Origin of the sequence: Congzhengia minquanensis, assembly GCF_014384785.1 — a bacterium.
GTDB lineage: Bacteria > Bacillota > Clostridia > UBA1381 > UBA9506 > Congzhengia > Congzhengia minquanensis.
In genome coordinates, this window is record NZ_JACRSU010000006.1 from 40755 (window position 1) to 64445 (window position 23691).

24 protein-coding genes and 6 tRNA genes are annotated in these 23691 nt (G+C 46.8%); 9 read left to right on the plus strand and 21 right to left on the minus strand.

Annotation, left to right across the window (positions count from 1 at the left end):
- Window position 1 precedes the first annotated feature (1 nt).
- From H8698_RS12665 to H8698_RS12715, 11 genes are all read right to left on the minus strand, one after another.
- A complete protein-coding gene (locus H8698_RS12665) occupies window positions 2-3025 on the minus strand; it encodes a phage tail protein (protein ID WP_249313820.1) in 3024 nt (1007 codons plus the stop codon).
- Window positions 3026-3203: 178 nt separating this feature from the next.
- Window positions 3204-3512, minus strand: a complete 309-nt coding sequence (locus tag H8698_RS12670; RefSeq protein WP_249313821.1) for a hypothetical protein — start codon at window positions 3510-3512, stop codon at window positions 3204-3206.
- A 63-nt stretch (window positions 3513-3575) separates the two neighbouring features.
- Window positions 3576-4028: a phage structural protein gene (locus H8698_RS12675; RefSeq protein WP_249313822.1), complete on the minus strand. Its 453-nt coding sequence runs from the start codon at window positions 4026-4028 to the stop codon at window positions 3576-3578.
- Window positions 4029-4082: 54 nt separating this feature from the next.
- Window positions 4083-5045 (minus strand): DUF3383 family protein, encoded by a 963-nt coding sequence (locus H8698_RS12680; RefSeq protein WP_249313823.1) that lies wholly within the window; start codon window positions 5043-5045, stop codon window positions 4083-4085.
- Between the two features lie 45 nt (window positions 5046-5090).
- Window positions 5091-5588, minus strand: a complete 498-nt coding sequence (locus H8698_RS12685; RefSeq protein WP_249313824.1) for a phage neck terminator protein — start codon at window positions 5586-5588, stop codon at window positions 5091-5093.
- A 315-nt stretch (window positions 5589-5903) separates the two neighbouring features.
- Window positions 5904-5979 (minus strand) — tRNA-Lys (locus H8698_RS12690).
- 23 nt (window positions 5980-6002) lie between these two features.
- Window positions 6003-6078 (minus strand) — tRNA-Gln (locus H8698_RS12695).
- A gap of 11 nt (window positions 6079-6089) precedes the next feature.
- A tRNA-Gln gene (locus tag H8698_RS12700) sits at window positions 6090-6166 on the minus strand.
- Between the two features lie 62 nt (window positions 6167-6228).
- Window positions 6229-6305, minus strand: a tRNA-His gene (locus H8698_RS12705).
- Between the two features lie 18 nt (window positions 6306-6323).
- Window positions 6324-6400, minus strand: a tRNA-Arg gene (locus H8698_RS12710).
- A gap of 9 nt (window positions 6401-6409) precedes the next feature.
- Window positions 6410-6484: transfer RNA gene (locus H8698_RS12715), tRNA-Gly, on the minus strand.
- 220 nt (window positions 6485-6704) lie between these two features.
- Between H8698_RS12715 and H8698_RS12720 the strand changes: the two genes are divergently transcribed.
- Window positions 6705-7880 carry an S-layer homology domain-containing protein gene (locus H8698_RS12720; protein WP_249313825.1) on the plus strand — a complete coding sequence of 392 codons (1176 nt, stop codon included), beginning with the start codon at window positions 6705-6707 and terminating at the stop codon, window positions 7878-7880.
- A gap of 53 nt (window positions 7881-7933) precedes the next feature.
- Here H8698_RS12720 and H8698_RS12725 read toward each other — a convergent pair whose 3' ends face one another.
- The 3 genes from H8698_RS12725 to hpf all read right to left on the minus strand — a co-directional run bounded on the left by H8698_RS12725 (window position 7934) and on the right by hpf (window position 9919).
- Window positions 7934-8812: a sugar phosphate isomerase/epimerase family protein gene (locus H8698_RS12725; protein ID WP_249313826.1), complete on the minus strand. Its 879-nt coding sequence runs from the start codon at window positions 8810-8812 to the stop codon at window positions 7934-7936.
- A gap of 27 nt (window positions 8813-8839) precedes the next feature.
- Window positions 8840-9304, minus strand: coding sequence for an SsrA-binding protein SmpB (smpB, locus tag H8698_RS12730; protein ID WP_249313827.1), 465 nt, complete (start codon window positions 9302-9304; stop codon window positions 8840-8842).
- 72 nt (window positions 9305-9376) lie between these two features.
- Entirely contained in the window at window positions 9377-9919 is a 543-nt protein-coding gene (gene hpf, locus H8698_RS12735) for a ribosome hibernation-promoting factor, HPF/YfiA family (protein ID WP_249313828.1), read from the minus strand.
- Window positions 9920-10247: 328 nt separating this feature from the next.
- On the opposite strand from hpf, the gene H8698_RS12740 reads away from it, so the two are divergent.
- Genes H8698_RS12740 through H8698_RS12755 form a run of 4 tightly spaced genes read left to right on the plus strand, consistent with a single transcriptional unit; the run spans window position 10248 to window position 13746 of the window.
- On the plus strand, window positions 10248-11387 hold the full coding sequence (locus H8698_RS12740; RefSeq protein ID WP_249313829.1) for a D-alanyl-D-alanine carboxypeptidase family protein: 1140 nt from the start codon (window positions 10248-10250) through the stop codon (window positions 11385-11387).
- 34 nt (window positions 11388-11421) lie between these two features.
- Complete coding sequence (locus H8698_RS12745; RefSeq protein WP_249313830.1) at window positions 11422-12189, plus strand: pseudouridine synthase; 768 nt, start codon at window positions 11422-11424, stop codon at window positions 12187-12189.
- Window positions 12146-12544: a hypothetical protein gene (locus H8698_RS12750; RefSeq protein WP_249313831.1), complete on the plus strand. Its 399-nt coding sequence runs from the start codon at window positions 12146-12148 to the stop codon at window positions 12542-12544. The genes H8698_RS12745 and H8698_RS12750 overlap by 44 nt, the downstream gene beginning before the upstream one ends.
- A gap of 17 nt (window positions 12545-12561) precedes the next feature.
- Window positions 12562-13746: a galactokinase gene (locus H8698_RS12755; protein WP_249313832.1), complete on the plus strand. Its 1185-nt coding sequence runs from the start codon at window positions 12562-12564 to the stop codon at window positions 13744-13746.
- Between the two features lie 64 nt (window positions 13747-13810).
- Here H8698_RS12755 and H8698_RS12760 read toward each other — a convergent pair whose 3' ends face one another.
- From H8698_RS12760 to H8698_RS12785, 6 genes are all read right to left on the minus strand, one after another.
- A complete protein-coding gene (locus H8698_RS12760; RefSeq protein ID WP_249313833.1) occupies window positions 13811-14566 on the minus strand; it encodes an AAA family ATPase in 756 nt (251 codons plus the stop codon).
- The gene (locus H8698_RS12765) at window positions 14563-15090 is read right to left on the minus strand and encodes a M48 family metallopeptidase (protein WP_249313834.1); all 528 of its coding nucleotides are present in this window, start codon (window positions 15088-15090) and stop codon (window positions 14563-14565) included. The genes H8698_RS12760 and H8698_RS12765 overlap by 4 nt, the downstream gene beginning before the upstream one ends.
- Window positions 15087-16157: a [FeFe] hydrogenase H-cluster radical SAM maturase HydE gene (hydE, locus tag H8698_RS12770; RefSeq protein ID WP_249313835.1), complete on the minus strand. Its 1071-nt coding sequence runs from the start codon at window positions 16155-16157 to the stop codon at window positions 15087-15089. The genes H8698_RS12765 and hydE overlap by 4 nt, the downstream gene beginning before the upstream one ends.
- Window positions 16114-16935: a hypothetical protein gene (locus tag H8698_RS12775; protein WP_249313836.1), complete on the minus strand. Its 822-nt coding sequence runs from the start codon at window positions 16933-16935 to the stop codon at window positions 16114-16116. Before H8698_RS12775 ends, hydE begins: the two co-directional genes overlap by 44 nt.
- A gap of 22 nt (window positions 16936-16957) precedes the next feature.
- Window positions 16958-17659, minus strand: a complete 702-nt coding sequence (locus tag H8698_RS12780) for a transglycosylase domain-containing protein (protein WP_249313837.1) — start codon at window positions 17657-17659, stop codon at window positions 16958-16960.
- Window positions 17660-17727: 68 nt separating this feature from the next.
- On the minus strand, window positions 17728-18489 hold the full coding sequence (locus tag H8698_RS12785; RefSeq protein WP_249313838.1) for a helix-turn-helix transcriptional regulator: 762 nt from the start codon (window positions 18487-18489) through the stop codon (window positions 17728-17730).
- Window positions 18490-18607: 118 nt separating this feature from the next.
- On the opposite strand from H8698_RS12785, the gene H8698_RS12790 reads away from it, so the two are divergent.
- The 4 genes from H8698_RS12790 (at window position 18608) to H8698_RS12805 (ending at window position 21464) form a co-directional block, all read left to right on the plus strand.
- Window positions 18608-19264: a ThuA domain-containing protein gene (locus H8698_RS12790; RefSeq protein WP_249313839.1), complete on the plus strand. Its 657-nt coding sequence runs from the start codon at window positions 18608-18610 to the stop codon at window positions 19262-19264.
- 16 nt (window positions 19265-19280) lie between these two features.
- Window positions 19281-20381 carry a Gfo/Idh/MocA family protein gene (locus H8698_RS12795; RefSeq protein WP_249313840.1) on the plus strand — a complete coding sequence of 367 codons (1101 nt, stop codon included), beginning with the start codon at window positions 19281-19283 and terminating at the stop codon, window positions 20379-20381.
- Window positions 20382-20465: 84 nt separating this feature from the next.
- Window positions 20466-20933, plus strand: coding sequence for a GNAT family N-acetyltransferase (locus tag H8698_RS12800; protein WP_249313841.1), 468 nt, complete (start codon window positions 20466-20468; stop codon window positions 20931-20933).
- 216 nt (window positions 20934-21149) lie between these two features.
- On the plus strand, window positions 21150-21464 hold the full coding sequence (locus tag H8698_RS12805; protein WP_249313842.1) for a DUF6809 family protein: 315 nt from the start codon (window positions 21150-21152) through the stop codon (window positions 21462-21464).
- Here H8698_RS12805 and H8698_RS12810 read toward each other — a convergent pair.
- Window positions 21461-23647, minus strand: a complete 2187-nt coding sequence (locus tag H8698_RS12810; protein ID WP_249313843.1) for a hypothetical protein — start codon at window positions 23645-23647, stop codon at window positions 21461-21463. The genes H8698_RS12805 and H8698_RS12810 overlap by 4 nt on opposite strands.
- Window positions 23648-23691 lie beyond the last annotated feature (44 nt).

Genomic DNA, 23691 nt, shown 5'->3' on the forward strand with positions numbered 1-23691 from the left:
GTTACACCTCCCGCAATCTTGGATTTGTTCTTGCCATGCTGTCAAACACCTCGTCCATGGAGCTTTTTATCCAGGCTTTTACCTTTCTTGCCAAAATGCGGTCGTCGTTGGAGCCGCTGATGGTCATGTTAAACTGCGGTGCATAGGAATTATATTCCGTACTTTGAGAACGGGCAGTAACAGCTCCCGCGCCCTGCTCCGGCGAGTAGCTGCCCGTATAGGGCATAGACATGTTGCCGGCCTGCTGCGCCACAGATTGCATCTTGGGCATTTGGCTCTCCATGCCGCCGATTCCGCCTTGAATCATGTTTGCTCCCTTTTCATACCAAACCTTAGACGGAGAACTAATTTTCTGTATTTTGTCATACTCCGTATTAATTGCCTGAGCAATGGCACGGGCAGTTGCCACAGCCGCTTCTTTGCGGGCGTTCATGCCTAAAATCAGCCCGTTTATCATCTGCATACCGGTTGTTAACAAATTCACTTTTTTAAATGCCTCTAAAATCTGTGTGGCGCAATTAGTGGTGAGCAGACCAATCGCCGCGCATGCGACGCCAAAAGCCGCCGCAAACAGTGTCATCTGCACAAGTGCCGCAGACACCACCATAGTCATGGTGCCCACAGAAAACGCTAGACCTGCCGCGATAATAGACGCAAAGCTCAGCATTGCTGCAGCGGCCACTGCAGAAAGCGTTATCACGCCTGCCGCCGAAACAACTGCCAGCGCCATCATGCTGGCAGCCACCACAGCAATCAACGCTGCCATAATCATTGTAACCGTCATCAGCATGGTGAAAAATCCCATGGTCACGGAAGCTGTAAATATGGCCACACCAACAGTGCCAAGTATGGTCAGCGCAAGAAACGAGCCCATAGCCGCCTGCTGGAACATGGTAAATGCCATCACAACGTTTGTAATGGCCAGGCTCAGGTTCATAAAACTCTGGGCCATATTTTCACCGATGGATACCTGACAGGCCAGCATTGCTTCTGTGATGGAAACCTTAATCTGAGTGAGTTTTGCAATAATTTCATCAGATGCCACCGTTATAGCCTCTTTTGCAGCCCCCAAAGCGTTCTGTGCCTCTGCTGAAATGCTTTGCGCTTGCAGCGCAGGGTTTTGTGCTGTCATTCCGTTTGAAAACGTGTTAACCATGTCGGCACCCTGCTGGTAAGCGCCTCCGTTGGCACCAAAGGCAGCTACCGTGTTTCCGGAAATTTGGGTCGCCGTGTTGGCAAGCCCTGCGCCATTCATGTTCATTCCCTGACCAAAGGAGTTCGCCACATTCATCCCCTGTGTCATGCTTGCAACGGAACCCGTGCCCAGGCTGTTTGCCGCGGTGTTAGACAGTGTGCTGGCCGTGGCAGCAACATTGCCTGTCCCCGCAGACATGCCGGCAGAAAAGCTTGCGCTGTCGGAGCTTTTCTCCTTGTCGCCCTTACCAAAGATGGATTTAATGCCGTTGACAATGCCCGTTCCAATTCCTTTTATAATTTTTCCACCCAGTTCCAGCCAGTTAATCTGCGTTAGGGCGTCCCACAAGGATTGAATGATTTTCGGAACTGCCCCCAACAGCATGGGAATTGCTTGCACAAGTCCCAGCGCAAGCTGAACCAAAAGCTCCACGCCCAGCTGAAGAATGGTTGGCAAGTTCGCCAATATACCGTTTACCAGATTTGTAATTATCTGCGGCACCATTGACACCAGGATTGGCAGCGCATTCATAATGCCCTGCACAAGTCCCAACAAAAGCTGAAGTCCCGCAATAATGAGCTGGGGCAGCATGGCAACCAGCGAATTAAGCATTCCCATAACCGCATCCATAATGGCTGGGATTAAGGTCGGAGCAGCCATTGCCAGCCCCTGCACCAACGCTATAATGAGCTGAAGGCCCACTGTTATCAGTTGAGGCAGCATTGCCAAAAGGCCCTGAACCGCCTGGTTTAAAGCCGAAATAAGGGCCGTTAAAATGCTTGGTCCCTGTGAGCTTAAAACGTTCAGCAGGCTGGAAAAAACATTTAGCAGCGAGTCGATAATCACCGGCAAAATTTGCGGCAATGTTTGCGCTATGGTTGAAAATATTGTGGGGAACGAGGATGAAATATCCTGGGCAATGGCCGGAATCTGAGTTTGAATGAGTCCCGCAATATTGCCAAACGCCTCTGGCATGGCACTTAAATAACCCTCCAGCCCGCCGGATTCAAATGCGCTGTTTAAACCACCCATAACGGATTGAATATCCGGCACAAGCCCTTGAGTAAAGCCCGCCGTAACCGGAGCCGGCAGTTTATTGAAACCGGTTTTCACCAAATTAAACGCTTTTTTTGCGCCGTTTACTCCGCCGCCAATAAAGCTTCCAACCGTTTTTAATCCTCCCGCCACTTTTGTAAAGCTGGTTTTTGCCGCATTTTTAAGCGACGTTCCAAATATTTTGGCCTTTTGCACCCCTTCTGTCAAACGTGTTTTAACCGTTTGAACACCTTTTCCGACTCGGACAACACTCACTTTTCCGGCATTTTTCAGTATATTGGTAAATCCCTTTGCCCCTGTTTCGCCTTCTGACAGCGTACCTTTTACTGTTTTTAAATTATTCGTCAGATTTGAAAAATTGCGTGTTGCCACTGTTTGAAACGCACCGGCCACAACTGCACTTTGAAGCTGAACCGCAACGAGCTTGTCCTTAATCATTTCAATGGGTTCTGCTCTTAAGGTCTGCATTGATTTTTGAAACGAATCCAACGCGCTTTTTGCACCACTGGTTTTTGAATCAAATTCCTGCATGTCGAACAACAGTCCATATATGGCCTGCTGGCCGCCCCGAAGTGAAGTAATGCCTGTTGCCAGTTCCTTTGTTCCGGCCGCCGCAACAGATGCCTTTTTGCCCAAATCGTCTAAAACAGCAGACGCATTTAAGGAATTAACAGATGCCTTTAGTGTGTCAATGTCGCTTAAGATTTGAGAAAACGGATTTTTCCCTACTTCAAAGCTTATTTTATAAATTTCTTCATGTGTTTCTTTTGCCAAATTCCCACCTCCTCTTTTTGGTGGTTAATGTTTCTTTTTACTTTGTCTTTTCATTTGGTCATTTACAATATCAAGTGCAATATTCGCTTCATAAACCTCCTGGGGCGTCATGTGATGAAAAACGTAGTCGTGGGTAAAGCTCGACATGTCGTTAAAAATCAGCCGCCAGCAGGCCCAGTTATTCCTTACTTGCTTTTGTATTTGACTTTTGCTCTTTCTTTTCTCGAAAATTGCCCTGCATTACCTCACGGGCAAACGTGATTACCTCGTTAAATTCATCCATGCTGTCAAAGTCGTCGGGGGTTAGCCCCTTGGGGTCAACAATCACATGCTCAAAAAGATATTTGGAAAGCTTTTCGACGCTTGTATTGTTTGTTCCCTCAATGTAGCTGTCGTCCACCGCCTTTAATGCCGCGGAAATGCCGTTAAACTGTGCGGTATATTCCTTGCCGTTAATTTTCTTTTTTGCTGTATAAAAATTTACCATTATTCTCCTCCTATAAAATGACAGGGGGCGTTTTCATTCGGCCCCCTGCCCCTGCTCCCGGTTTTATTCCTCTCCGCCTTCTTCTGTGCCGCTTTCAGGCATATCGTTTGCACCGCTTGTGCTTTCAATGTAACCGTCAAAAACCATAAAAGCAAATTCCAAATCCTCGGCTTCCGCGCCCAGGGAAAACTCCGGTGCTTCTGAAACGTTAGCCATAGAACCGCCCAGACGAACTCCTAAAGCCTTGTTAATTACCGACACAGGGAACGCCTCGCTTTGGTTCTGAAGGTTGATTAAATGTCCCAGTTGTGGGCTTGTGGGCTGAACCGCAATCGTCAGGGTGTAAAGCGAGTTATTAATTTCGCTTTTCACAACATCGCCCTGGGCCCCAACAACCGGCTCAAAAAACGCCTCTTCCTTTTCCCATGTTATCATGTCTTCGCCCAGTCCAGTGATATTTACGCCGTTAATCGTAACAATACATTCTTTTGCATTATATGTTGTAATATTTGCCATTTTAGTAACCTCCTTAAAATTATATAACCTTTGATTTTTGTACCATTTTGTTCATTAAACAATAATGTCGCCCTGAATTTCCGCTTCGTGGACAGCTCCTGCCAATATGAATTTAAACCAGCCGTAAGGATATTTCCTTGCTTTTCTGTCCGCATCCGTGGTCTGGCTTCTCAATGCAAAAGAAGCTGCATAGGCTGGTGTGCCGTCGTCGTTTGTGGCAATCATGCCGTTGTTATAGCCCATTCTAAGAGCTTCAACCGTAGCGCTTTCCAGCATGGAAATTCCGGTATTGTCATAAGGAATCTTTGCAGAATTATTGAACAGTTTCTGTGTCTTGTAAGCAATGTTTTTGATAATGAAATCTCCGCTGTCGACAATATCGATATATTCACCATTGGTTGTTTTGCCCTCCGATGTCACATTATCCCCTGCTTTTGTTACAAAGGTAATGCCGCCGGCTGTGTGAATGGCATCAATTTTCGTGTCGCTAATCTCCATGGGAGGAATGCCGGTTAAAATCAAATTCTTATAGGTAAAGCTTCCGGCAGGTCTGCCAGCTGTTTCGCCAATTAGCGCTGCTGCAGCCAGCGGGTTTGTGTGAACAAAACCAACGATCCGTTCTAAGTCTTCGAAATTTTTTAATTCAGATTCGTTTGCAACAGATGTAAAACACAGCTTGTCCTTCATGGAAACTGCCTTTGTGTCACCGTCCACAATCATGAACTGTCTCCAACCCTTTTCTGCAATGGCTTCCAGTTTCTCTTTCAATGTTTCACCCTGCGCCAGGGTAAACTGCACAACACCAATTTTGTCCGGTGCATTTGTTTGCATAAATATCAGCTCTGCTGCCTTATAGGTGTTTGTTGTTGTCGCAAATTTGTCTTTTACTTCTGCAAGTGTTCTGCATTCTGTAAATTCAATTGCCGTTTCTCCTGTGCTGACAATCAGCGGAAACTCTGTTCCCGCATTTCCCAAAGGTTTTTTTAAATTAATTGTTACTTTTACATCAAGTCCCATTTTTGTGACCTCCTAATTTTTAAAATTCAATTTGTGTTATTGAAACTAAAACTGATTTCGGCAAAAGGATATGCCGCCAATTTCTGCTTCTTCAATATAGCCGGTTTCTTCTATGGCAGACTGAACCTCGTTCAAAAACCAAAACACAACGTCAAAGCTATACTGAACTTCCTCTGTGTTTCCCTCAGCGCCGTCTGCGCTGACAATCTCTGCTACCGAAAGCACCGTAACGCCGTTGTCGCTCAAATATACCGTGCCCAAATGATCCAGCCAGTTACGGGCTTTAACAGCAAGCGCCGCAGCTTCGTCGATGTCATCTGACCGCAAGGTAACGGTCCAGGTCTGCGTGGCAGGTTTTCTGTCATATCCGTCGTCAAACTGCTCCCATGCCCCGCCCTTATCTTCCAACAAGCTGGGAATGGAATAGGAACAGTAGGGATATGCTGTTTGTGCTCCTGTCTGATTGTTTCTTACCACAGGGATTTCCAAATAGCTTGAAAGCCCCTGCACCACTGTTTCTTTCAAAGCGCTTAAGCCGCTCATAATATCGCCTGCCTTTCTGCTTTCCTTTGTAGTTTTAAATCCGTTTAGAATTTGTCTGCTTTCCTTATAGAAAAGCTAAAGAATGCCTCCGTTTAGAAGGTATAAAAAATAAGCCTGTTTAACGACTGTTGCTTAAAGTCAAAAAGATGCAATACACGGTTAGAAGTATACTGGCCCAAGCCGTTTCTGTTTTTCATCTTTCATTACAGTTTACACTATAGCACAGATATAACCGCAACTACAAGAAAGTAGTACAAATATTTCAAAAAAACAAATTAAAAACCGCTTAACCCTATTGGTTAAGCGGTTTCTTCGTGGTGATCCATCGGAGATTCGAACTCCGGACACCTTGATTAAAAGTCAAGTGCTCTGCCAACTGAGCTAATGGATCATTATGAAATTATGTAAAAAATATGGCTGGGCTGGCAGGACTCGAACCTACGAAATGCCAGAATCAAAATCTAGTGCCTTACCACTTGGCTACAGCCCAATAAAAAAGATTGGCTGGGATGGCAGGACTCGAACCTACGAAATGCCGGAATCAGAATCCGGTGCCTTACCAACTTGGCGACATCCCAATCCACTACTCGGATTTAACTTGTCCGAATATATAAAAATTTATACGGAGCTGCTAAAAGAATGGGGTGGATAATCGGAGTCGAACCGACGACCTCTAGAGCCACAATCTAGCGCTCTAACCAACTGAGCTATATCCACCAGACAAGCGGCTATACGTGGCGCGCCTGAAGAGATTCGAACTCCTGACCCACTGCTTAGAAGGCAGTTGCTCTATCCAACTGAGCTACAGGCGCATCATTTGGTGGAGCGGGTGATGGGAATCGAACCCACACGACCAGCTTGGAAGGCTGGGATTCTAGCCATTGAACTACACCCGCATTTCCTTTCGTTTACCGACCTTGACTATTATACCAGCAAAACAATGTGTTGTCAAGTACTTTTTTAAATTTTTCCAAAAAAACTTCACATGTTGCTTTTTTCGCCAAATGATGGTATACTAAAGAAAACAACGTTAGTATATGGAATATATCTTGTTTTTATGAATATAGTTTATTGTACAGGCTTTAAAAATTACACTATGTTAAAGAGGGTAAGACGATGCAGAAAAAAATAATTTATTTGTGTTTTGTAATCACTGTTTTTATCACCATGAATTTTCACGCCATTGCTGGAAATAATTCAAAAAACAACAGTTTTGTAGACATTGACGCAAACTTTTCGTGGGCTGAAGAGGCCATTGACGAATTGGTGAAACGCGGCGTGCTTTCCGGAATGGACGGCAAATCCTTTGCGCCGTCTTCCGCTGTAACAAAAGAACAATTTGCAAAAATGCTTGTTTTAGCGTTAGATATTGAACTCATTGAGGGCGCCGACACAGGCTACAGCGATGTAGCAAAAGACCGTTGGTCTGCCAGCTATATTAACACCGCAAAAAATTATTTGGCAGACGACAGTTTTGGTTCCGGCAATTTTAACCCGGCAGAAAATTATACCCGTGAAAAATGTGCCTATGCCGTTTCAATGGCATTAGGAATCGGTTCTGATGAAAAAAACCTTTTGGATAAAAATATCATTTCCTCAAATTTTACCGACGGCAGCGACATCACCTCCAGCCTCACCACGCCGGTGGCAATTGCTGCAGAGCGCGGAATTGTAAAAGGGGCAGATGGCCTGCTCCGCCCCAAGGGCGATGTTACAAGAGCAGAAGCCGCAGTAATTCTATACCGTGCAATCAACTATAAAGACCGCAACTCTCAAAACCTTTATATCACCCAAACACCAATTGTGGGTGAAAGCAAAGTAACTTTAGAACAGGCAAAAAAGTGGGCACAGAACAACGGCGCCCATCAACGGTTTATTGATATTGCAGATTATTATTGGAAATACGGCGAAATTACCGGTATGCGGCCGGAGATTTTGTATGGACAAGCTGCTAAAGAAACCGCTTTTGGAAAGTATACCGGCCAGGTAAAGCCCGAACAGAACAACTGGGCGGGAATTAAAATTAAAAATCCTTCCGGTGACAAACCAGAAGACCACGAAACTTTTGCCACGCCAGACGACGGCGTGCGGGCGCATTTTAACCATATGTCCCAATATACTGGAATCGCTCCTGTGGGCGAACCTCACGACCGCTATTATGTTTTAAACTCAATGGCATGGCGCGGCACGGTGAAAAACGTGGAACAGCTTGGCGGCAAGTGGGCCCCCGACGTAACCTATGGCTACAGTATTGTAGTAAACCTTCTGCGTCCTATGGAAAATACTAAATAATTATCTTAAAATGCAAAAAAGCGCCCCAATCACGGAGCGCTTTTTTCATGCCGTTAAAGTGTAACAAACTCGCCGCCGCGGCATTTTTTTAAGTAGTTTAAGGCGTAAACCTGCCCGGTATATTCCAAATCTCCCTTATAAACCGGGTCGTGAAACCCTTCTATGTCGATGCTGCCAGTATAACCGTTCATGCGCAAAATTGAGATGATATCTGTCCAGTTGCTGTCGCCGAAGCCCGGCGTTCTGTGCCAAACAAACTTTTCTTTTCCGCAAATGCCTTGCTCTTTCACAATGTCCCAGGCTATGGTGGCGTCTTTTCCGTGAACGTTAAAAATCTTCTTCACCCACTTACGAAGCTGCGGAATGGGGTCAACAAGCTGCACCATCTGGTGACACGGCTCCCACTGAAGTCCTACATTGTCGTAGGGCACCGCCTCAAACATCAGCTCCCAGGCCGCAGGGGAAAACGCAATGTTGTAGCTTCCCCGATTCCAGTCACCGTCCATATTGCAGTTTTCAAAGGCAATTTTAAGTCCTTTCTCCCCTGCCCGTTGAGCAAGAGGCGCAAACACCTCTTGAAATTTCGGAACAGATTCTTCAACCGGTCTGTCCGGCAGCCTGCCGGCAAACCCCGCCACAAGGTCTGTCCCGAAAAGAGACGCGCAGTCAATCAGCTGTTTTAAGCCCTCATTCGCCTGACTGCCCTCTTCCGTGTTCACCAGCGGGTTCCCGTAAAGGCCGATACTGGAAATAGTGCAGTCCGTGTCCGCTAAAATGCGTTTCACACTGTCTGCCAGTTTCACTAGGTCACAGCCTCCCAGCGTCTTCCAAAAGGTAATGGAAAAAGTCTCAAATCCATAGGAAATAAGTTTTGGCATAACACTTTCCACCTTGTCGGCAGAAATCAGTGTTCCAATTTTTATGTCGTGCATCTTGTGTTCCTCCTCAAAAATGTCTTTTTAATTCATGCGCGCTTTCACGGCCCGGTCCATGCTGCGTTTTGCGTCGCGCTCGGCAATAGACTCCCGCTTGTCATAGGCCTTTTTGCCCCGGGCAAGGCCCAATTCCACTTTTACCTTACTGCCCAGAAAATAAACCGACAGAGGAATGAGCGAATATCCCTTTTCTTTCGTTTTTCCAATCAGGCGCATAATCTCTTTTTTGTGAAGCAGCAGCCGCCTGTCCCTTAAGGGGTCGCGGTTAAAAATGTTGCCTTGCTCGTAGGGGCTGATGTGCATACCAATTAAAATAGCCTCTCCGGTACGCAGCGAAACATAGCTGTCTTTTAAATTCACATTTCCCGCACGGACAGACTTTACCTCCGTACCAAACAGCTCAATGCCGGCCTCAATTTTTTCGTCAACAAAATAGTCGTGAAACGCCTTTTTGTTATTGCTAATGAGTTTCTTTGATTTATGTTCCATGAAACTCCCCCTTTTTATCTTAGTCCTGTCAAAAATATACCGCCCTTGTCCGGGCGGTATACCGTTTTATTTTTAATCTACTTCAATTAAACCATAATCGCCTTTTTTCCGGCGGTAAACCACGTTGGCCTCTCCCGTTTCGCCGTTGGTAAAAATAAAGAAGTTGTGGCCAATGAGTTCCATCTGCAAAACCGCTTCCTCCGGTGTCATAGGCTTGCTCTCAATTTTTTTCGACCTTACGATTTTAATGTCACCCTCAGGCTCTGTAGAATTTTCAGGATAGTCTAAAATCTTATCAAACGCTACGTTTTCAACATATTCCTTCTTCATTTTCTTTTCAAGCCTGGTTTTATTTCTGCGGAGTTGGCGCTCTAAAATGTCTACTGCATTGTCGATTGACGTATACATGTCCGTGGTGGTTTCCTCCACCCTCAGCATAAGGCTGCCGGAATGAATTGTGGCTTCCACAACCTGGTCTTCACGCTGCACGCTGAGCGTTACAAACGCCTCCGTGTCCTTGTAAAAATACCTGTCGAGTTTGGAAAACCGGTCTTCCACTCTTGCCTTTAAGGCGTCTGTCAATCCGATTTGCTTTCCTGTAATTGTGATTTTCATTACCATCCACTCCTTTTTGATTTTTTGCTTACCGCAGCAAAAAACACGGCAGCGGTAAAAACACGATTTACTCGTGCTTCTTTAGTATAAATATCCACTTCAGGTTCCATTCATTCCTAAATCTGAAACAGATATTATATCTACACCTTTGTGCACTTTCTACAAGCAGATTGTAAATTATTTAACTATTCATACTAAAACTTTCCCTGTTGTTTGATTTTATTATACCACATTATAGAAAAAATTCAACGTATTTTTTACTGGATTAACAAATATTTAATCTTTTGGCCTCATATACTGAATTAGTTTATAGCGGGGGGTATTCTATTTGAAAAAATCAAGTATTCTTTTTGCATTTCTGCTGTGTTTTTCTTTTTCACAGCCAACCGTTTCGGCTCTGTCTGTTTCGGCCCAATATGCCTGTGTGTTAGACGCGCAGACAGGCCGTGTCATATTCGAAAAAAATGCCCGGGAGCGCCACTCCATGGCCAGCACCACGAAAATTATGACCGCTTTGGTCGCACTGGAAAACAGCGGTCTGGACGATTTGGTTACCGTGAGCAAAAACGCCGCCGGAACGGAGGGAACAAGCCTCTACTTAAAAGCCGGCGACAAGGTAACCCTGCGGGATTTGCTCTATGGGCTCATGCTCCAGTCCGGAAACGACGCAGCCATTGCCATTGCCGAGCACGTGGCAGGCTCGGTTGATGAGTTTGCCGCATTAATGACTGCCCGCGCCAAAACAATCGGCGCGAAAAATACCAGCTTTAAAAATCCAAATGGGCTGGACGAAGACGGCCACTACACCACGGCCTATGATTTGGCCTTAATCGCCCGGGAGGCATTAAAAAACGAAACCTTCGCAGAAATTGTGGCAACAAAATCGAAAACCATTCGCGACGGCACGCAAACCATAACCAACCACAATAAAATGCTGAACATGTATCAAGGCTGTGTCGGCGTGAAAACAGGTTTCACGAAAAAGACGGGACGGTGTCTGGTTTCCTCTGCCAAGCGGGACGGAAAACAGGTGGTGGCGGTAACGTTAAACGCACCGGACGACTGGAACGACCACACCAACATGCTTAACTTCGCCTTTGAAAACACCGTGTGCTTTCCCTTAATTGCCGCTGGAATGACGGTGAACTCCATCACAGTGAAAAACGGCACAAGCCAGTCTTTAGAGCTTACCGCCGAACGGGACTTTTACCTTTCAGAAAGCCCCGACACCAAATTTAAAAACGCACGCCTTACCTGCAAACTGCCAGACTCTATCACAGCGCCGGTAACAAAAGGCGAGGTCATCGGCGCTGTGGAAATTTATTATCAGGATACGCTTTTAGACACCATCAATTTAATTGCCGCGGCGGATGTTGGCTTTAAAGAAGCAGAAAAAGACGATTTGTTTCTAAAATATTTTAAAAAATTACTGCTTTCTGGTTGCGTCAAGGTAAAATTTGGTGTATAATGAAATTCAAATGAAAACAATACGGAGGATGGCAATGGCACGCCCTGAAAGACTACAAAAATATATCGCCCGCTGCGGGGCCGCGTCCCGCAGGGCAGCGGAGGAACTGATTTTGTCCGGCCGCGTCAGGGTGAACAAACAGGTCGTAACAGAGCTGGGCACCAAGGTAGACAGCGACAACGACAAGGTTTTTTTAGACGGAACCCGTTTGCTGCCAGAAAAAAAGCTGTATTACATCATGCTCAACAAGCCCAAAGGTTACATTGCCACTGCCAAAGACGAGCGGGGCCGCTCGACTGTAACAGAGCTTGTGGCAGACATTGACGCAAGGCTCTACCCCGTTGGACGGCTGGACTATTTGAGCGAGGGGCTTTTGTTTTTAACCAACGACGGCGATTTTGCATACCGTCTTACGCACCCCGCCCAGCACGTTGCAAAAAAATATCAGGTCGTGGTTTCGGGTATTCCCGAGTTTGAAGACATAAAAAAACTGCGTGCAGGCGTAGACATCGGCGGATATGTCACCGCCCCGGCGCGGGTGGATTTGGCAAAGACCGAAGAACGTACCGCGCAGCTTAACATTACGTTAACAGAGGGGAAAAACCGTCAGATAAGAAAAATGTGCGAGGCTGTCGGATTTCCTGTTTTGCGGCTCAAGCGTGTAAGCGTAGGCGGCGTTGCACTGGGAAACCTGCCTTTGGGAAAATGGCGTCATTTAACAGAAGCAGAACAAAAACTACTTTGCGGCGGTGATAAAAATGATAACGATAAAAACGGAAGAAGACAAAACAGACATTCATAAATTTTTGTCCTCCCAGGGCGCAAACATTGATTTAACCGGCACCATTGTAATGACCGCCCGGGAAAACGGAACGATTTTGGCCCTGGGCGCCCTCTCCATGAAAGACTACCGCGTGTTTTTAGACCATATCGTGGTGTCGGGCGAATATGTGGAGGATTTAAATCTGGTGCTGGGGCTTATGAAATCGCTTTTAAACCTTGCTGATTTGCGCGGCATGAAAACGGTTTATGGCTCTAACCCCGCTATGTTTGACCTTTATAAAATGCTGCGGTTTAAAAAAAGCGCAGGCGAGGCAAAAAAGATGTACGAGCTTTCGCTTGAGGGGTATTTTACCTGCGAAAACGAAGAACAGTAAATAATAAGGAGAATTTTATGACATTAAACGAACTGAAAAAAGCGTTCACATGCACCTACGGAGACGGCGGAACCATTCGTTTTTTTGCATCGCCCGGCCGTGTGAACTTAATTGGCGAGCACATTGACTATAACGGAGGCTTCGTTTTTCCTGCGGCGTTAACCCAGGGCACGGTGATTGCATTAAGGGAACGCACCGACGGCATTATCCGCTTAAAGGCAACAGATTTAGACGAATTGGTGACATTAGATATAAAGAATCTGTCAGACTATAAAAATTTAAAATGGGGAAACTATCAGGCCGGCGTGGCATATGTGATGCAGCAGGATGGGTTTGCTATTTCCGGCTGCGACATGTTGTTTGACGACACGCTTCCTCACGGCGGCGGGCTTTCCAGCTCGGCTGGCATTGAGGTTGCAACGGCCTTGGCATTTGCCACCCTGTCGAACGAAAAAAAGGGTATTACCGTCCCTGTAGATATGATAGAAATGGCGCGTTACTCTCAAAAGGCCGAAAACGAATATGTCGGCGTAAGCTGCGGCATTATGGACCAGTTTGCTTCCGCCATGGGCAAAAAAGACTGCGCAATTTTATTAAAGTGTGACACGTTAGAATTTAAACATATTCCGCTGGACATGAAAGGCTATTCCATTGTCATTTCCAACACCAACAAAAAAAGGAGCCTGGCCGACTCGAAATATAACGAGCGGTGCGAAGAGTGTGCAAAAGGCCTTAGCATGCTCAAGACAGAACTTGCCGACTTAAAGTTCCTTTGCGAGCTGACGCCGGAGGTGTTTGAAAAGCACGCACACCTCATTACAGACGAAACCGTATTAAAGCGCGTGCGTCACGTGGTGAATGAAAACGCCCGGGTGCTAAAGAGCGTGAACGTTTTGGCAAAAGGCGACCTGATTGCGTTCGGCGCGCTGATGAACGCCTCTCACGACTCCCTGCGCGACGATTATGCGGTAACCGGCATTGAACTCGACACCTTAGTAAAGGAAGCGCGCAAAATTGACGGCACAATCGGCTCAAGAATGACCGGCGCAGGCTTTGGCGGCTGCACCGTATCTTTAGTGAAAGATGAAGCGGTTGACAGCTTTATGGAAAAGGTCGGCGCGGCATATACTGAAAAAATCGGTTATGCACCCTCGTTCTACCGGTTTGGCATTGGCGACGGCGGACGGGAATTGTTTGAATAATTATTCTTTTAAAGTAAAAAAAGCGGCCTGTTTCATGAAACAGGCCGCTTTTTTTACTGCAAATTTAACCGTCCCCGTCATCCAACAAAATATCAAGCATTTGCCCAGGGCTGTTTAAAAACCGTTTGGTAAGCTGAAAATGCTCCGTTTCGCTGTATGTAACAGGCTGAATGCCCTCCTCTGAAAACTGATAGATTTTCGCATTGGGAAAGGTCATCAGCATGGGAGAATGTGTTGCAATGATAAACTGCGAATTTTTCTTCACCAGCAAATTAATTTCAGCAATCAGCGTTAAAAGCTTTGCCGGCGACAGGGCCGCTTCCGGCTCGTCTAAAATATACACACCGTTACCGCCAAACCTGTTTTGAACCAGCGACAGAAAACTTTCCCCGTGGGACTGTTTGTGCAGAGATATGCCACCGTAGCTGTCAATCACAGGCGGTGCAGCGGCAGGCTCTTGGTCCATCTCCTCAATGTTTGTAGCAACGTTATAAAAACTTTCTGCACGAAGAAAAAAACCGTCCCTTGCAAATTTCGACCGAGAAATAGTCAGACAGTCGCACAATTCTGAATGAGTTTGATTCGTAGAAAAACTGAAGTTTTTTGTGCCGCCCTCGGCGTTAAAACCAAAAGCCACGGCAATCGCTTCTAAAAGCGTAGACTTTCCCGTTCCATTCTCTCCAACAAAAAACGTCACATCGCTGTCAAACACAACTGTGTGATTCCTCATTAAAAACTGTACCGCAGGAATTTCTCTCAGATAGGACCCCCGCCCAATTTCCCTTTTCAGTTGAATGCTGTCAATAAATCTTCCGTTCATTTCAGCAGTTTCCTCCGCGCTTGATAGTCAGGCATAAACTGCGCCATCATCTTATGAAATCCCGCCCCATGGTTTGGCTCAAAAAAATGGACAAACTCGTGCAGCACCACATATTCAATGGCTGCAGGCGGCATGTTTGCCAGCCGTGCGGCCAGCGTAATATATCCATCCTTAAAATGGCAAATGCCCCACGCGCTTTTTATATGCTTTACTTTAATTTTCGGTTTTTGCTCCATTCTGTCATGAAACAGTTCCCAAACCTGGGCAACAAAAGGTGCGAAAATTGCTTCGCACTGGCAAGCCGGCGGCGCGGCCTCTGCATTTATGTTCTTTTTCCGGGCTGCAATCCTTTGCAGGGCTTTTTGAATCCAGTCCGCTTTTTGCGCAACAAATCCGTCAACCGCAGCTAGCGGAACATGCCTGCCTGCCGACACAAACACGCCCCGCTCCGTCACCCGGAGATTTATGTTTTTCACATTTTTCCGCGTGAGAGTAAACGAAACGTCCGCCGCTGTCCGCATCATTTGCGTTTAAAACCCGCAAAGTCGCCCCGGGCGGAAACAATTTCATATCCGATTTTTTCCATGCGCAGGGCAAGGGAAGCAAGAGATTCCGCCGCCTCGTCCCCAGTGCTGATTTTGTTATCGTAGAGCATATATTTTTCCCGCACATTTTTCGGCGAAAGGTTGGGCATTACCACGTTAGCACCAGCCAAAACCGCTTTTTCCCGCCCCATTTCGTCCAGCGTGCCCAAAGCCGTTGTGGCAGGCAGCAGCACGCTCGGAAGCAGCAGACGCGTCAGCGCAACCATAAAAATGGTCTTTTTCGCACTGCCGTTGGGCTCGTTTTTAAATGGCGTATCTTTGTGCGAAATAAACGGCCCAATACCCACCATGTGCGGCTGAAATTTTTCTAAAAACAGCATATCTTCTGCCAAATGTTCGTTGGTTTGATAAGGCGAACCCACCATCATGCCGCACCCCACCTGAAACCCAATTTCCTTTAGGTCATACAAACACTTTACGCGGTTGCTGAGCGTAAGCTCATCCGGATGAAGCTTACGGTAGTGGTTGTCGGTAGCGGTTTCGTGACGCAGAAGATAGCGGTCTGCCCCGGCGTTGTAAAAGCGCTGATAAGTGCTTTTATCCCGCTCACCGACAGACAGCGTCACCGCGCAGTCGGGATATGCCTGCTTGATGGACGAAATCATTCTGCACATTTCATCGTCAGAAAAATACATGTCCTCCCCGCCCTGAAGCACAAAGGTGCGAAAACCCAAACGGTAGCCCTCCGCACAGCAGGAGAGAATGTCGTCTTTATTCAGCCGGTAGCGGGCGGCGTTTTTGTTTGAACGCCGAATTCCGCAATAGTAACAGTCGTTTCTGCAATAGTTTGTAAACTCAATCAGGCCGCGGATAAACACCGTTTTGCCGTATATGTTGTCCCGCATGCTGCAAGCCTTTTTAAATGCAAAATCCCGGCACACGTCTGCATTTTGAAGCAAATACACCCACTCGTCTTTCAAAAGGCTGTGGGTGTCGGTTAATTTATTGATTAAATTTTTTGTTTTTTCCAGTTTCTCTGTTTTCATGATCTTCCCTACGCTCCGTTTTTTTGATTCTATCAATGAAATATAAACACAGCGCCACCAGCGCCAGGCCGCCCAAGCCGCCTGCAATGTATGAAAGGGCGCTTTCCGGCTTTTCTTTTTCTCCGTTTTTGCTGTCAACGTTAAAAGCCTCACCGCTTTCCCCTTTTTCCTTAATCACCGTAAACGAAAGCGACCCTGCCAGGTCGGACATAGTTTTCAAATCTGCCTCCTCTGCCGCTTCCTTATTTAAATACAGCAAAAAAGAAATGCCGTTGCCGTTTACAAAGGTTGCGCCAAACACCATTCCGTGTTTTTTCCCGTCAAACTGCACCGTTCCCGGCACGGTGATAAACTTCATTTGGGAATAAGGCACAATGGAAACGCTCTCCGGGTTATATTCAAACCCGTCCACGGAAAAACCGTCTTTTAAAATGCGGTCTAAATCATTTTTAATTGTCTGGTCGTCCGTTTCCAAAATATTGTATAACTCGTAGGACAAGTCGTTTTTCTTCACCTTAACATAAATTTCACTGTCCTCCGTGGGGTTGGTAATAAAATATTCACAGTCAGACTTAATCAGCGCTTCGTTCACCTCGTCGGCTGTCAGGCCCACAGTATTTAAAAGCGTTTCGTCTGTCATATTTTTTGAAAACACATACCACTGGTCGGAAACAGAAAACCCCATATACGCCTCCGGCACCTCATAAGAGCAGACAGCGTTCATTCCCATGCAAAGCATCGCTGCGACCAATACAAATATGGTTAATAATTTTTTCATTCCGGCTTCCTCCTTTTTGCACTTAGTCAGCTTCGGCTAAAATCTTTTGTTTCTGTTCCTTCGTTATCGCACGGCATTTCACCATGCGGTTTAACACGTGCTCCTGCCGCTTTTGGGCTAAATCGTTGTTTTTCGTAGGCGCATAAACCGAAGGCGCATTGGGAATTCCCGCAAGCATGGTGCTTTCATAGTCGGTCATTTCCGCCGGTTCCTTGTTGAAATAGCCTTTGGCCGCGTCTTTCACACAATAATATCCGTCGCCGTAATAAACCGTGTTGATGTAAAGCTCTAAAATCACGTCTTTTGCATAATTTTTTTCAAGCTGATACACCACAAAAAGCTCGGCGGCCTTACGTTCTATTTTCTTTTCATTGGTAAAAAATAAATTTTTTGCAAGCTGCTGGGTTATGGTGCTGCCCCCCTGGGAAAACTCCATGGTCTGAATGTTTTTCACCAGCGCCCGCCCTAAAGCAATCACGTCTACGCCGTGGTGCTTGTAAAACCTGTGGTCCTCCACTGAAATCACAGCGTCCTCATAAATATCGGGAATTTGGTCTAAAGTGGTGTAACAGTCCTCCGTGCGCACCTCTTTCACCTTTTGAACAACGCTGATGGCTTGCGTTGCTTTTTTATACATCACATACCCTGCCGCAGTAAAATATGCGCCGGCGCAGATTATGGCCAACAGCAGCAGCAAAATAAGCCGTTTTAATAGTTTTTTCATTGGTTTTCTCCCGCCAAAAACGCGTTTTTCTATCTAATCTTACTATTATTATATCAATTTTTAAAACCTTAGTCAATGCCGGCGCGATATTCTTTCGGCGTTTTTGCGCAAATCTTTTTAAAATTGCGGTTAAACGAACGAATGCTGTCATATCCGCATTCCATGGCAATTTCCCCAATGTCTGTGTTTTCGCCGCTGCGCAAAAGATAGGTTGCGTCTGAAATTCTGCGGCGGTTAACATAGTCGTTAAAAGACGTGCCAATGTTTTTTAAAAAATATTTGGAAAGATAGCCATAGTCATATTTCAGCTCCCTGGCCGCATCATAAAGCGTGCAGGGTTCCTTATAGTTATCCTCAACAAAGGCAAGAATTTTGTCCAAAAGCGTGCGCTCTTGCCTGGCGGGCCGGGGAACAAATTTTAATGTTTTAAAAGCTGCTGCGCAAGCGCTGTATAAAAACGCCTTAATGCTGAAAATGTCGCTGCAGGCTGAAATTTTATCAAAGTCATATGTAAACGGCATAAGATTTTCCACCGGCAGGCTATTTTTAAACCGGTTGTAAAACGACGCGCACAGCTCCGGGGCAAAAATTGATAAAAAGCCGTTCCCTGCGCCTTTTTCTTGAAACCCGTGAAGCTGGTGCGGAAAAATTAACACCGCCTCCCCTGCCGCCGCCATATAGTCGCGGTGCTCCACCGTAACACACAGCTCCCCGCTTGTTGCGCAAACCAGTTCAAAACTTCTGTGCATGTGTAACGGATAGTTCCAGGGCTTCATTCTTGACAACGAAAAATTACCGCCCCGTGCCACAGGCTGTGTCTGGTAAAACATGCGCCGTTCCTCCTTAAACCAATTTTGTCTATGATTATATCACATCTGTCTTGCATTTACAATACGCGGGGCTTATAATTTGACGTAACAAAAAATAAAAAAGGGAGAGACAACGTTTATGAAAAAAGCACTGATTGTATATGGCGGCTGGGAGGGGCACTACCCCGTTCCCCTGTCTGAGCTGTTTGGCGGCTGGCTCACTGAAGCCGGATTTGATGTTACCAAGTCTGACTCATTAGACGCCTTTGCAAAAGCAGAAGAATTAAAAACCTATGACCTCATTGTGCCCATTTGGACCATGGGAGAAATTCCGAACGAGTATGCAGAAAACGTCAGCCAGGCGGTGGCGGCAGGAGTTGGCATGGCCGGCTGTCACGGCGGCATGTGCGACGCGTTTCGAAACAACACCACATGGCAGTTCATCACCGGCGCACAGTGGGTGGCGCACCCGGGCAATGCCGAGGCGCACTACACCGTTAACATTTTAAAAAGCGCAGACAGTCCGCTGACGGAGGGCATATGCGATTTTGACGTTACCAGCGAGCAATATTACATACACACAGACCCTGCGGTGCATGTTTTAGCCACCACCTCGTTCCCCGTTATCGACGGCCCCCACGCAGCAAACGGACACGTTGACGTGCCCGTGGTGTTCACAAAAAAATGGGGCAAGGGCAAAATTTATTATAACTCCTTAGGCCACACGCCGGACATTTTCGACATTCCGGAAGCAAAAGAACTGATGAAGCGCGGCCTTATCTGGGCAGCGCGATAAAGGAGGGAGCAGAATAATGGAAAAAGTGAACATTGGCGTTGTCGGCTGCGGCAACATCAGCGGAATATATTTTCAAAATCTCACTACGGTGTTTTTAAACACCAATGTTTATGCCTGCGCCGACTTAGACGAAGCCCGTGCAAAAGAGGCGGCGGAAAAATATGGAATTCCGCACATCATGACGTTGGACGAAATGCTTGCATGCCCTGAAATTCAAATTATTTTAAACCTCACTACACCCCAGTCCCACTACCCCATTTGCAAAAAGGCGTTAGAGGCCGGAAAACATGTATATACGGAAAAGCCCTTAAGCCTGCACTTTGACGAGGGGAAAGAGCTGGTTCGCCTGGCGGAGAAAAAGGGGCTGCTCATAGGCTGTGCACCAGACACGTTTTTGGGTGCGGGCATTCAAACCTGCCGCAAGCTGATTGACAGCGGCTTCATCGGCGATTTGGTGGGTGCGGCGGCGTTTATGCTTTGCCCCGGCCACGAGAGCTGGCACCCCGACCCGGAATTTTATTATAAAACGGGCGGCGGCCCAATGTTTGACATGGGCCCCTACTATTTAACCGCGCTGGTGAACTTAATGGGCGGCGCCGAAGAAGTTTGCGGCATGGGTTCAATTACGTTCCCAAACCGCACCATAACCAGCGAAAAGAAGTTTGGCACGAAGATGGCCGTTGAAACCGACACCCATATTTCCGGTATGATTCGGTTTGAAAACGGCGCAATCGGCACCATAACCACCAGTTTTGACGTAACGAAAACCAGCCTTCCCAGAATTGAGCTTTACGGCACCCGGGGAACCCTGCTGGTTCCCGACCCCAACACCTTTGGCGGGCCGGTTCTGCTCGCTACGAAAGACGGGTCGGGTTTTCGCGAAGTGCCCCTCACCCACAACTATTCAGAAAACAGCCGTGGGCTTGGGGTGAGCGACATGGCAAAATGCATTTTGTCCAGCGGAGAAAACAAAGCGTCGGGAGCGCTGGCCCTGCATGTTTTAGAAATGATGGAATTTTTCAAAACCAGCGACACGCAAAAGCTATATCATAAAATGGAGTCCCGTTACGAAAAGACCCCGCCCATGTGCGCAAATGTCATTCAGGGCGAAGTATAAATTTTTCCCGGTAAAACCCACTCGAAGCCCTTGTGTTTCGGGTGGGTTTGTGCTATAATATGGGTAAAAAAGGAGCGGTTGCAAATGATGATTAGACGCGCAGAAGAAAAGGACATGGCCGGAATTAACCGTTTGCTTTGCCAAGTACTTGCGGTGCACCACAACGGCAGGCCGGACTTGTTTCAGCCGGACGCAAAAAAATATACCGACAACCAGCTAAAACAAATTTTGTCAGACGACGCAAGGCCGGTTTTTGTGGCCGCAGACGGTGAAAACGTTCTCGGCTATGCGTTCTGCATTTTTCAGCAGCATATCGGCGACAATATTCTGACAGATATTAAAACGCTGTATATTGACGACCTCTGCGTGGACGAAGCCCTCCGCGGACAGCACATTGGCAAACAGCTTTATGAATTTGTTGTAGACTTTGCGAAAAATAGCGGGTGTTACAACGTAACGCTGAACGTGTGGGCGTGTAATGAAAGTGCAAAGAAATTTTATGAAAAGTGCGGCTTAAAGCCGCAAAAGTTTGGAATGGAAACTATATTGTAAATACTACGCAGCGTGAATGTAGCACCCAAAAAAGTTAGACAATTTTAAACGGTAAATAAAAATGGTATAATAAACTAGACGCGACATTAAGAGCATTTGAAACGAAAGTTAAGTCAAGTTTATTATACCATTTACTGTGTATTTAATTATACAGCAGAATAATACCGCTGTTAATAATTTTTGTATAGGTTTATAATAATTTTGAGGTGAAAAAAAATGAAAACACTTTTACAAAAACTTTACAGCGGAGAATTAGACCCTACAAAATATTACGTGCCAAAAAATATAGAATTTTGGAAACAGGATGAAGCTGTTAATAATATTTTGAAAAAATGGGCAAAAAAAATAGGCCAAGAAGAACAACTTGACCTTTTTGATGAAATGCTGTCTATTTATACCCGCATGTCAGCCATAGAAAGCGAAGAAATGTTTCAGCACGGTTTTAACCTTGCCGTGAAGCTGATGAGCGAAGCATATTCCGCAAAACTCCCCAGTGAAGCAGACCTGACATATGCAAATAAAACTTATTAACTTCTTTCTTCCCTTACGGGCATGGAAAACACCAGCGTTCCCGTAACGTCGCGAAGTTCATAATAGGTTCCGTGGCCGTCTGTTACATACGTTCCCTCACACGGGTCGCCTACAAAATAGAAATCCGGCTGGGAATTTAACACGCAGGTAAGATTGTCTGCGCAATATTGCTCACCAAACAGCCGCACCGTGGCGTGGTTTAAGCCGGAAAGCTCAATTCTGCGCCGGAACTGTGCGCTCACCGGCGCAACCTCACGGGCGCCAACCGTGCCGCTTTTCTGGGTTACAAAAGCCCTGCATTCCCGGTGCTCCGCCTTCGGAAAATGGTAGCTGGCTGTGCCGCCTTCCACCTCGGTTTCATATCCCATCAATACCGGCGCGCCCAAGGGCATTTTCAGTTTTGTTTCCACCGTGGTGTTGGGCGAATATACCGAAAACATATAAGCGTTGTCGTGCCTGTGAATTGTCATTACCGGGGGCTTTGCACTGTTTGCCTTGCTGAAACTCAGCTCCATTCCGAAGTGTTTTAAGGCAAAAACCATTTGCTTTTCTTCTGCGCCGAACTGCACCCAAACTGCGCTGCCGCGGCAAACCACGCCGTTTTGCTCTTTCGTCCCTGTAGGAAACAGCCCGCAAAACGCCTCCGGCACATTTCCCCCGCCGCCGTAAAAGATTACCTTTCCCCCGTTTTTTGCATAGTCTATCATCGTGCGCTCGTGTCTGCTGCCCGCCAAGGGAACAGGGGTGATAACCACGCTTTCACAAAACATTTGCTTGTTGAGCCCGGCAAAAATGTCGCCGGAAACCACCTGGTTTAACGGCATGCCGCAATTAATTGCGCCGCGAACGAACCAGTCGCCGTGATACATGGCGGAAAGCGCTTCTGCGCTGTCTGCTTCGCCATATTCTGCAAAGGGATATACCCAAACCAACGGCGAAACCCCGTCGGGGGCGTCTTTTCTTGCCTTTAAAATGTGGGGCAGCGGCTCATATACACAGCTTTCCGGCATGTCGCCGAAGGAGTTGTCAATAGATAAAATGTTAAAATGCGTCGGCAGGCCAATTTTCCCGTTTTCATCAATCCGCGACAACGCCCCGGGAAGATAAATGTCGTGGGGCTGGCCGCCATACCGGTCATACCACGGCGAGTTCACCCACCAGGGGTCGTGAATGTAGTAGCGGAACATAAACTCGTTGGCCGGCAGCTCCGCAATTCGCGACATGTGCCCCATAAGCTCTAAGCCAAAATCAAAATTCAGGGCCGCCCAGGGCGAGTTTGGCGGCGGAAGAACGCCTTTGGCGTTTTTGTAAATTGCAGAAAGAGGCACGCCGTCTGAAGCCATGTCAATGCCGCAAGACATGTTTGTGCCACGGGTCTGAACCGGAAAGTCGGGGCACTCGGCACGAAACAGGTTCCAAAATTCCAGCACCTCCTTTTTCACAGCAGGAAGCGCTGTGGCGTCGAACCGCTCGCCATCAAAAATTGCGCCGTGTGTGCTCCAGGTTTCGCGTCCAAAGCCCAATCCGTTAGAAAGCCACAAATAGTCGAACCCCAGGTCGCTTAAAAACGCCTGAGCCTGCCGGCCCAAAAACGTGCCGAACGGAAGCCCGTTGGGTATGCCGTTTGGAAAACCGGCATAGTGAACGTTGTCGCCTTTCAGGCGCGCGTGGGCGCAAATCATGGTTCCCTTGCCCATGTCCTGCCCCAGACAAATTTCGTTATGGCGGTTATATTTAAAATCTGAAACGGCAAACTCCGGCCCGGGGTCCACCGTTTCGCCAACCAAAATCTGTTTGTCCTCCCCCAGCACTTTTTTCCCCGCAGTTTTTAACGCGCAGATAATTTCTTTTAAAATTTGGTAGGTCATTTTGGGAGGATTTTTTGTGTAAAGATAGTTTCTGGTGTGCAGTCCCTTGCCCTCGGGGTCAATTTCCGGCGGGTGGTTCTCCCGCTGATTGGCGCCGCCTAAAAAATAACACCATTCAAATTCGTCGTTTAAGCTGCCGCGGTAGTCTAAAAGCTCCGACCCGTCGGCACACCAAAGCAGCACCGAAACGGTTTCGGCGTTCTTTAAAAGCGGTTTCCACTGCGAAAATGCAGTTTCGCAAACGGTTTTGATAAATGGAGCGTCTGTCTTTTTAAACGGCTTTAGGCTCATTTCCAGGGTAATATTTTCAAACAAAATGCCACCTGCTCTCTTTTTTATTTGCCATTCATTATATCGCG

Bases quoted from the DNA above. Each gene is read 5' to 3' on its own strand.
- H8698_RS12745 (WP_249313830.1), top strand. From the start codon at position 11,422: ATGGCACGCCCTGAAAGACTACAAAAATATATCGCCCGCTGCGGGGCC.
- H8698_RS12795 (WP_249313840.1), top strand. From the start codon at position 19,281: ATGGAAAAAGTGAACATTGGCGTTGTCGGCTGCGGCAACATCAGCGGA.
- H8698_RS12680 (WP_249313823.1), bottom strand. From the start codon at position 5,045: ATGGGACTTGATGTAAAAGTAACAATTAATTTAAAAAAACCTTTGGGA.
- H8698_RS12670 (WP_249313821.1), bottom strand. From the start codon at position 3,512: ATGGTAAATTTTTATACAGCAAAAAAGAAAATTAACGGCAAGGAATAT.
- H8698_RS12765 (WP_249313834.1), bottom strand. From the start codon at position 15,090: ATGATGCGGACAGCGGCGGACGTTTCGTTTACTCTCACGCGGAAAAAT.
- H8698_RS12785 (WP_249313838.1), bottom strand. From the start codon at position 18,489: ATGTTTTACCAGACACAGCCTGTGGCACGGGGCGGTAATTTTTCGTTG.
- H8698_RS12790 (WP_249313839.1), top strand. From the start codon at position 18,608: ATGAAAAAAGCACTGATTGTATATGGCGGCTGGGAGGGGCACTACCCC.
- H8698_RS12755 (WP_249313832.1), top strand. From the start codon at position 12,562: ATGACATTAAACGAACTGAAAAAAGCGTTCACATGCACCTACGGAGAC.
- H8698_RS12685 (WP_249313824.1), bottom strand. From the start codon at position 5,588: ATGAGCGGCTTAAGCGCTTTGAAAGAAACAGTGGTGCAGGGGCTTTCA.
- hydE (WP_249313835.1), bottom strand. From the start codon at position 16,157: ATGAAAACAGAGAAACTGGAAAAAACAAAAAATTTAATCAATAAATTA.
- H8698_RS12760 (WP_249313833.1), bottom strand. From the start codon at position 14,566: ATGAACGGAAGATTTATTGACAGCATTCAACTGAAAAGGGAAATTGGG.
- H8698_RS12775 (WP_249313836.1), bottom strand. From the start codon at position 16,935: ATGAAAAAATTATTAACCATATTTGTATTGGTCGCAGCGATGCTTTGC.
- H8698_RS12725 (WP_249313826.1), bottom strand. From the start codon at position 8,812: ATGCACGACATAAAAATTGGAACACTGATTTCTGCCGACAAGGTGGAA.
- H8698_RS12675 (WP_249313822.1), bottom strand. From the start codon at position 4,028: ATGGCAAATATTACAACATATAATGCAAAAGAATGTATTGTTACGATT.
- H8698_RS12780 (WP_249313837.1), bottom strand. From the start codon at position 17,659: ATGAAAAAACTATTAAAACGGCTTATTTTGCTGCTGCTGTTGGCCATA.
- H8698_RS12750 (WP_249313831.1), top strand. From the start codon at position 12,146: ATGATAACGATAAAAACGGAAGAAGACAAAACAGACATTCATAAATTT.
- H8698_RS12805 (WP_249313842.1), top strand. From the start codon at position 21,150: ATGAAAACACTTTTACAAAAACTTTACAGCGGAGAATTAGACCCTACA.
- H8698_RS12800 (WP_249313841.1), top strand. From the start codon at position 20,466: ATGATGATTAGACGCGCAGAAGAAAAGGACATGGCCGGAATTAACCGT.
- hpf (WP_249313828.1), bottom strand. From the start codon at position 9,919: ATGAAAATCACAATTACAGGAAAGCAAATCGGATTGACAGACGCCTTA.
- smpB (WP_249313827.1), bottom strand. From the start codon at position 9,304: ATGGAACATAAATCAAAGAAACTCATTAGCAATAACAAAAAGGCGTTT.
- H8698_RS12720 (WP_249313825.1), top strand. From the start codon at position 6,705: ATGCAGAAAAAAATAATTTATTTGTGTTTTGTAATCACTGTTTTTATC.